General features: G+C 67.4%; 5 protein-coding genes and 1 pseudogene. 3 read left to right on the forward strand and 3 right to left on the reverse strand.

Features of this window, described 5'->3' with window-relative positions; translation table 11 throughout:
- The first annotated feature begins 12 nt into the window (after positions 1-12).
- Positions 13-1,119, forward strand: coding sequence for an aromatic ring-hydroxylating dioxygenase subunit alpha (locus tag AB0A97_RS37550; RefSeq protein WP_361159239.1), 1,107 nt, complete (start codon positions 13-15; stop codon positions 1,117-1,119).
- A gap of 189 nt (positions 1,120-1,308) precedes the next feature.
- Entirely contained in the window at positions 1,309-1,899 is a 591-nt protein-coding gene (locus tag AB0A97_RS37555; RefSeq protein WP_361159242.1) for a nitroreductase family protein, read from the forward strand.
- Here the strand turns inward: AB0A97_RS37555 and AB0A97_RS37560 are convergent.
- Entirely contained in the window at positions 1,838-2,257 is a 420-nt protein-coding gene (locus AB0A97_RS37560; protein WP_361159245.1) for a hypothetical protein, read from the reverse strand. The genes AB0A97_RS37555 and AB0A97_RS37560 overlap by 62 nt on opposite strands.
- 124 nt (positions 2,258-2,381) lie before the next feature.
- Between AB0A97_RS37560 and AB0A97_RS37565 the strand changes: the two are divergent.
- Positions 2,382-3,711, forward strand: a pseudogene (locus AB0A97_RS37565) (transposase).
- Between the two features lie 34 nt (positions 3,712-3,745).
- On the opposite strand, the gene AB0A97_RS37570 reads toward AB0A97_RS37565, so the two are convergent.
- Together AB0A97_RS37570 and AB0A97_RS37575 are read right to left on the reverse strand one after the other, a co-directional pair.
- On the reverse strand, positions 3,746-4,615 hold the full coding sequence (locus AB0A97_RS37570) for an IS5 family transposase (protein WP_361159248.1): 870 nt from the start codon (positions 4,613-4,615) through the stop codon (positions 3,746-3,748).
- Between the two features lie 554 nt (positions 4,616-5,169).
- On the reverse strand, positions 5,170-5,805 hold the full coding sequence (locus AB0A97_RS37575; protein WP_361159251.1) for a methyltransferase domain-containing protein: 636 nt from the start codon (positions 5,803-5,805) through the stop codon (positions 5,170-5,172).
- Between the last annotated feature and the right edge of the window lie 625 nt (positions 5,806-6,430).

Below are 6,430 nucleotides of genomic sequence, written 5' to 3' on the forward strand. Positions count from 1 at the left end.
GAAGGTGCAACGATGACATCCTCCTGGGACGGAACCCGTTACACCAGCCCCGAAATCTTCGCGCAGGAATCCAGTAGAATTTTTGAGCGTTGCTGGATGTGTGTGGCGCGCGCCGAGACGGTCCAAGCTCCCGGGTCCTTCCATCGCGCCGAAATCGGCACGGAGAGCGTATTGCTGGTCCGGGACCGGTACGGCACACTGCGCGGGCTGCTGAATCTCTGCCGCCACCGTGGAGCTCGGTTGTGCACCGATCGGCGAGGCACCCTGGGGAAGACGATCCGCTGCATGTATCACGGCTGGTCCTACGGACTCGACGGGAACTTCGTCAGCGCTCCCTACGCCCATGACCTGCCGAAGGACCCCGCCGAGAATCGGAACCTCTGCCCCGTCCGGACCACGGAGTGGCTGGGGTACATCTGGTTGAACCTGTCATCGTCCTCGCCTCCGCTGACCGAGCAGATGGAGCCCCAACTGGACCGGCGCTTCGGGCGCGCCGACCTTCTCACCCAGTACACGATGGACAAGCTGACCACCGCCTTGACCAAGACCTACGAAGTGCGCGCCAACTGGAAACTGATTCTGGAGAATTTCTGCGAGTGCTACCACTGCCCCACGCTGCACCCGGAACTGAGTGCCGTACTTCCTTCCTTCCGCACGGGCTACGGCACCATCAGCGGTCCCGTCCGGCAAGGCGCACGTTTCGCCGGCCACATGGCCGGATTCTCGATGTCCGGCCGGGCCGCCGCCCCCGCCCTGCCGGACCTGCGCACCGAGAACGAGCGGACGTTCCATTCCGTGAACCTGTGGCCCAATGCTGTCCTGATTCTGCTCCCGGACCATGTCGTCTGCTTACGTCTGGAACCCGTAGCCGCCGATCGCACCCAGGTGACCGCGGACTGGCTGTTCCATCCCGACGCGACCGCTGCCCCTGACTTCGACCCGTGCGACGCCGTGAAACTGCTGGACCTCACCAACCAACAAGACTTCCAGGCCAGCGAGCGATGCCAACTCGGAGCGCGCTCCAAGCACTTCACGCCGGTGTATCCCCCTCGCGAACATGTCATCGCCTACTTCCACCACTGGGTGGACCAGGCACTCGCCGCTCAGGACGAGTCATGAGACGGCGTCGTCGGCGGAGCCGTACCTCACGACATCGTCCTGCGTGGTGAGACAGGCGAATCGCTTGCAGCAGGACGGAATGGTGGCGAGCCCGAGGAAACCCGCCCCGGGCTGGTACCACCACAACGGTCTGGAACACTGCCTGGAACTGCGCGCCGAAGGGCTCTCCCGCGAAACGGCCGCGCATCTGTGCGCCGACAGGACTGGGCCGGCCAGGCCGCCTTCCTGCTGGTCCTCGTCGCCCGGCTGGAACGCATGAGCGTGAAGTACCGCACGCCCCGCTGTTACCGCGTCTGCCTGCTCAACGTCGGCCACTTGGGCCAGACCTTCGCCCTGACTGCCACCGCACTGGGCCCGGTCCCCGCCCGGACCGGTGCCTTCAACGATGCCCTGCTCGCCGAGCAATGCGGCCTGGACAACGCCGGGAACATTCCCCTCTACGTCCTGGCCGCCGGCCACCCGAACCCTGCGGGCCCAACCAGCCGACGCCGGCCTCCCTCACCGCCTTCAGCCGTACCTCCTTCCAGGCTTCCCCGGCGTCCACCGCCTCAGCATTTCGATGACCCCACCAGCCACCGCCCCGCTTCCCGCCCCTGCTGTCAGAATCAGCGCCCGGCGCCGCTTCGCCGGCGGCGCCCGAGAGCCGGCGGCCAGAAATTCCCGCCCGACGCGTTGACTCGCAGATCAGCGGTTCTGACACAGCTTCTTATCTTGTTCTTTATCTTTCTCCTGTCACGGAGGGTAGTGAGGGCAAGGTCCAGAAGGCATCGAGCCTGCTGATGACCTTTCGGAGTTCTCGGGCTTCACGGTAGGGCAGGGCTTGCAGTGTGACGTCGAGGAGTTCTCGGGCTTCGAGCGGGTCTCCACAGCAGTGCCAGTGAAGGTCGCACCACTTGTCGTCGTGCCAGAGCTGGTCGTAGTCGTGCCACAACTCCCGCTTCGGGCGGTGGACGTAGTCCTTCCACAGGCGTACGGCCTTGCCGAGGTCTCCCGGTCCCAGGTAGTTCCGGGTGTGCTCCAGGCGGCCTGTCTCAGCCAGTGCCCGCGAGGAGAGGCCCTTTATGACCGGGACGGTGTTCTGTGACCGGCGCCGACTCGGGAGGTCGGCCCGGATGCGTCCTGGCCGTTTACGCGGCATGGACCTTTCGGTTGATCGTCATGCCGTACATGGTGCCACCGCCTCGAACACGTTCCGAACTTGGGGCAAGGTTGCCGCGGTCCGCGGTGGCCGAGGTGATCCTCGCGGGACCGTGTGCCGTGTGATGCGCGAGTTCTTTTCCGGGCCCCGGCGGGAGGCGTACGCGCTGGTGTCCCGTTTCCGGGGCGCCTTCTTCTCGTGCCTGACCAGGCGGCGCGATGCGTTGTTCGAACTGACCGACGTCGTGCTGTGCGCGGACGGCCCGGTGAAGTCCCCGGTGGACCTGACGCTGCTGGCCGAGCACCGACGTGGGCACGGTGCGCTGTACGGCGGCCTGGGCCGCGGCGCCATCGACGCCGAACGGCTGCGGGGGCTGCTGACCGGCCTGCCGCTGCCGCGGTCCGACGGCGGGCGCCTGGTGCTGGCCGTACTCGTCCGTCGCCGCCCTCGAACCCGGCGCCACCCCCTGGGCCGCGGTCCTGGACGTGGTGCGGCTCGGGCCCGCGGACGATGCGACCGCGGTCACCGCGGCCCAGCTGCGGAGCGTCGTCCCGCGCCTGGTCGTCGCCGGGCAGTGGCGGGCCGGGGACGCGGACATCACGGTCGTCGCCGACGCCGGCTACGACCTTTCCCGCCTGGCCTGGGTCCTGCGGGGCCTGCCCGTCGAGGTGGTCGGCCGCCTGCGCAGCGACCGGGTGCTGCGGCTGCCCAAACCGTCTCACGTCTACGACCCGTGGGGCGGACGCCCGCCCAGACACGGACCGCAGTTCCACATCAGCCGGCCGCAGACCTGGACCGAGCCGGACGTCAAGACGGTCACGGACACCACCCGCTACGGAAAGGCCCAGGCCCAGGCGTGGGACCAGGTGCACCCGCGATTGATCCACCGCTCGGCCTGGCTCGACCACCCAGGCGAACTGCCCGTTACCGAGGGCACCTTGATCCGGCTGAAGGTCGAGCACCTGTCGCAGAGCCGCACCGCTCCGCCGGCGTGGTTATGGACCTCCAAAACCGATGCCAGCGCGACGGATGTGAACCGCTGGCGGCAGGGCTACCTCAGAAGATTTGATCTGGAACATACCTTCCGCTTCGCAAAACAGGCGCTCGGCTGGACCACCCCCAAGATCCGCACCCCGCAGGCGGCGGACCGCTGGACCTGGCTCCTGGTCGTCACCCACACTCAACTGCGGCTCGTCCGGCCTTTGGCCGTCGACCTACGCCGCCCCGGGGAGAAGCCGGCCGAGCCGCAGCGGACGACTCCCGCCCGGGTCCGCCGCGGGTTCCGGAACATCCGCGCGCACCTGGCCTGCCCGGCCCGTGTTCCAAAACCCCGCGGCACCGGCCCCGGCCGCCCGCCCGGCTCCCGCAACCGCCGACTGGCACCCCGCTACGACGTCGGCAAGACCGTCAAACGCGAATCCACCCTCGTCGCTCTGCGTCACGCCCGAAGATAAGAGACAAGCTGAGAGGTCGTTTTCTCCCGTTGTTTCATCCCGTCATGCGTGTTTGATCCGGTGATGTCGGGTCGCGCCAGGAGATGGTGTTCTCGCCGGTGAGGCGGCGGGCCATGAGGTCGGTCATGGCCAGGTGGATCAGGGCTTCGGAGCGGGCCGGGAGGGTTTCGTAGTCGCGGACCAGGCGGCGGTGCAGCATCAGCCAGCCGTAGGTGCGCTCGACCGCCCACCGCTTCGGGAACGGGGTGAACCCCCTGGCCCCGGGGGTGCGTTCGACGATTTCCATATCGATGCCGAGGGCGGCGGCGTGCTCGACGAGGTGCTTGCGGTAGCCGCCGTCGACCCAGACCTTGCGCAGGCGCGGGTGGTCGGCGGCGACCTGGTCGAGCAGCTGAGTGCCGGCGGTGGAGTCCTGGACGCCGGCCGCGGTGACCAGCACCGCAAACAGGAGGCCGAGCGTGTCGGTGATGATGCTCCGTTTGCGGCCCACGATCTTCTTGCCCGCGTCCGTGCCCTGGCTCCTGGCGGGGACGCTGGTGGCGGTCTTGACGCTCTGCGTGTCGATCACGCCGGCCGATGGTTCCGCGTTCCGGCCCTGCTGCTGGCGTACCAGGTCCCGCAGCAGGCCGTTGAGCTGGGCGAAGACGCCGCCCTTGTGCCACTTGGCGAAGTAGCCGTAGGTCGTTTCCCAGGGCGGGAAGTCGTGCGGCAGGTAGCGCCACTGCACGCCGGTGCGGTCGACGTACAGGATCGCGTTCATGATCTCGCGCAGGTCGTGTTCGGGCGGTCGCCCGATGTCCAGGGCCCGGCCGCGGCGCTCGAAGCGCCAGGCTGTCAGGACAGGCTCGATCAGCTTCCAGCGGGCATCGGACAGATCGCTCGGGTAGGGGCGTCGTGCGCTCATGACTGGGGCGTACCGCCGGTGCGGGCGCGCGCCCAGGCGCGCGTCCGCACCTGTGGCAGCGCGGCCGCGGAACGGGCGTCCTGGGATGAGACAGGCGCAAGCCGCCTCGCCCCCCAGGCGTCACCCCCTCCGGCTCCCAGGAACCAACCGCGCCTCAGATCCCATCAGCATCACGTTCTCGCAGTTCACAAAAACGTGTCTATTGCAATGAAACAGGAGAAAACGACCTCTGAGAGGTCGTTTTCATCGGCAGAGTCTGTTTTATCCCAACATGCCCTTGTGACGGCGCGGCACTATGGAGCTGTCAGGAGCGTAAGCGGCTCTTGAGCTTCGTGGGAGGACCGTATTGCCTGTCTCGCCACGCAGAGTCTGTCTCATTCAAAGAGGCGCAGTACGCACCGTTCCGTCCTCCTCCATCACGGCAGATCCGGGAAGCCAGCGACACCCGTGAACACTGAGACGCATGATGAGGAACAAAGCAGCAGAAAACGACCTCTGAGAAGCTGTGTCATATCCGCTGATCAGGGGCTGGCTGCGGTGTCTGACAGGTCCGTTCACCAGCGGGGCGAGGCCGCGGTGTCGTTGGGCAGCAGTTCGTACAGGCAGTGCTCGACTTCGTCGTCGATGTCCTCACCCGGCTTTCCCCGGCCGTGGGCAGCAAGACGCACCGCGAAGCCGTGTTCGGCGGCGAGAGCGTGGAGAGTGTCCGTGTCGGAGATGTCGCCGAGCCCCAGGAACAGGCGCCCGTCGGCGGACAGGTGCTGGCGGGCGCCGGCGAGGTAGGTGCGGCAGCAGTAGTGGTCGACATCGAGCACGCACCGGGTCCCGGCCGAGATCTCCGGTGAACCGGCCGAGACGTTCTCGTACGGCAGGGCCCAGAAGATGAGGTCGAAAGGCCCGTCCGCGGGACCGAGCGGGGTGAAGACGTCGCCGACCCTGCCGCGGACCTGAGACACCTGGTGCCGTGCCGCGTTGCGCAAGGTGGTGGCTACCGCCTGCGGATCGATGTCCACGGCGAGCACGTCGGCGCAGCCGGCCCGAGCCGCGGACACGGCCGTCACGCCCGCGCCGCAGCCCACTTCGAGGAACTTGCCGCCGCTCGGGTACGGCAGCTTCTGGGAGAAGAAGACGGTGCCGTACGTCAGGGCGGGCAAGAACACCCCCGGGAGGATGTCCCATGTCTCGTCCATCAGAGCGAAGGTCCCCTCGCTCGTGGCGCACATGGTGTCTCGGTCATAGCGGGCACCGGCCAGCCGGGTGTCGACCGTCCCGGGCCCTGGCGTGCTGCTGGTGGTATCGCGTTGGGGATGGCGACCAGATCCGTCCGACGGTTGTCTCTGCACAGCAGCTCTCCTCCCGAGCCCGATCACGCTGACGGTTCCACGTGGTTCGCCCCGTCGAAGCTGTCGTTCTCCCGTGAACCTGCCCAGCACCCCAACGACACAAGAGGCATAAGCAGCAAAACCACTCCTCTCGGTGAAACCATGCCAAGGAGTTCAGCGAGAAGGGGGCCGTTGTCACCCTGCATGCCGCCAGGGCTGTCGAGAACTGCGTGGACGACGCGGAGACCTCCTGCCCATACTCTCCGGTACCCGGCACGCGCACCCTGCGGATGCCGAAGGCCGCTTGCTGCGACGCCCTGCGCCTGTGACCGCATCGTCGTGACGCGCACGCTCGGTCCGCCTCATTGTTCCGCGTATGGGGAAGCCGTCAGCGGGCCTCTAGGGCCTTTCCTTCGGATCATCTCGCCGACCAGATGAAGATGGCGGCGAGGTGGAGTCCGGCGAGGTAGATGGTGGCGGTCTTGTCGTATCG

The organism is Streptomyces sp. NPDC045470 (assembly GCF_040646595.1).
GTDB lineage: Bacteria > Actinomycetota > Actinomycetes > Streptomycetales > Streptomycetaceae > Streptomyces.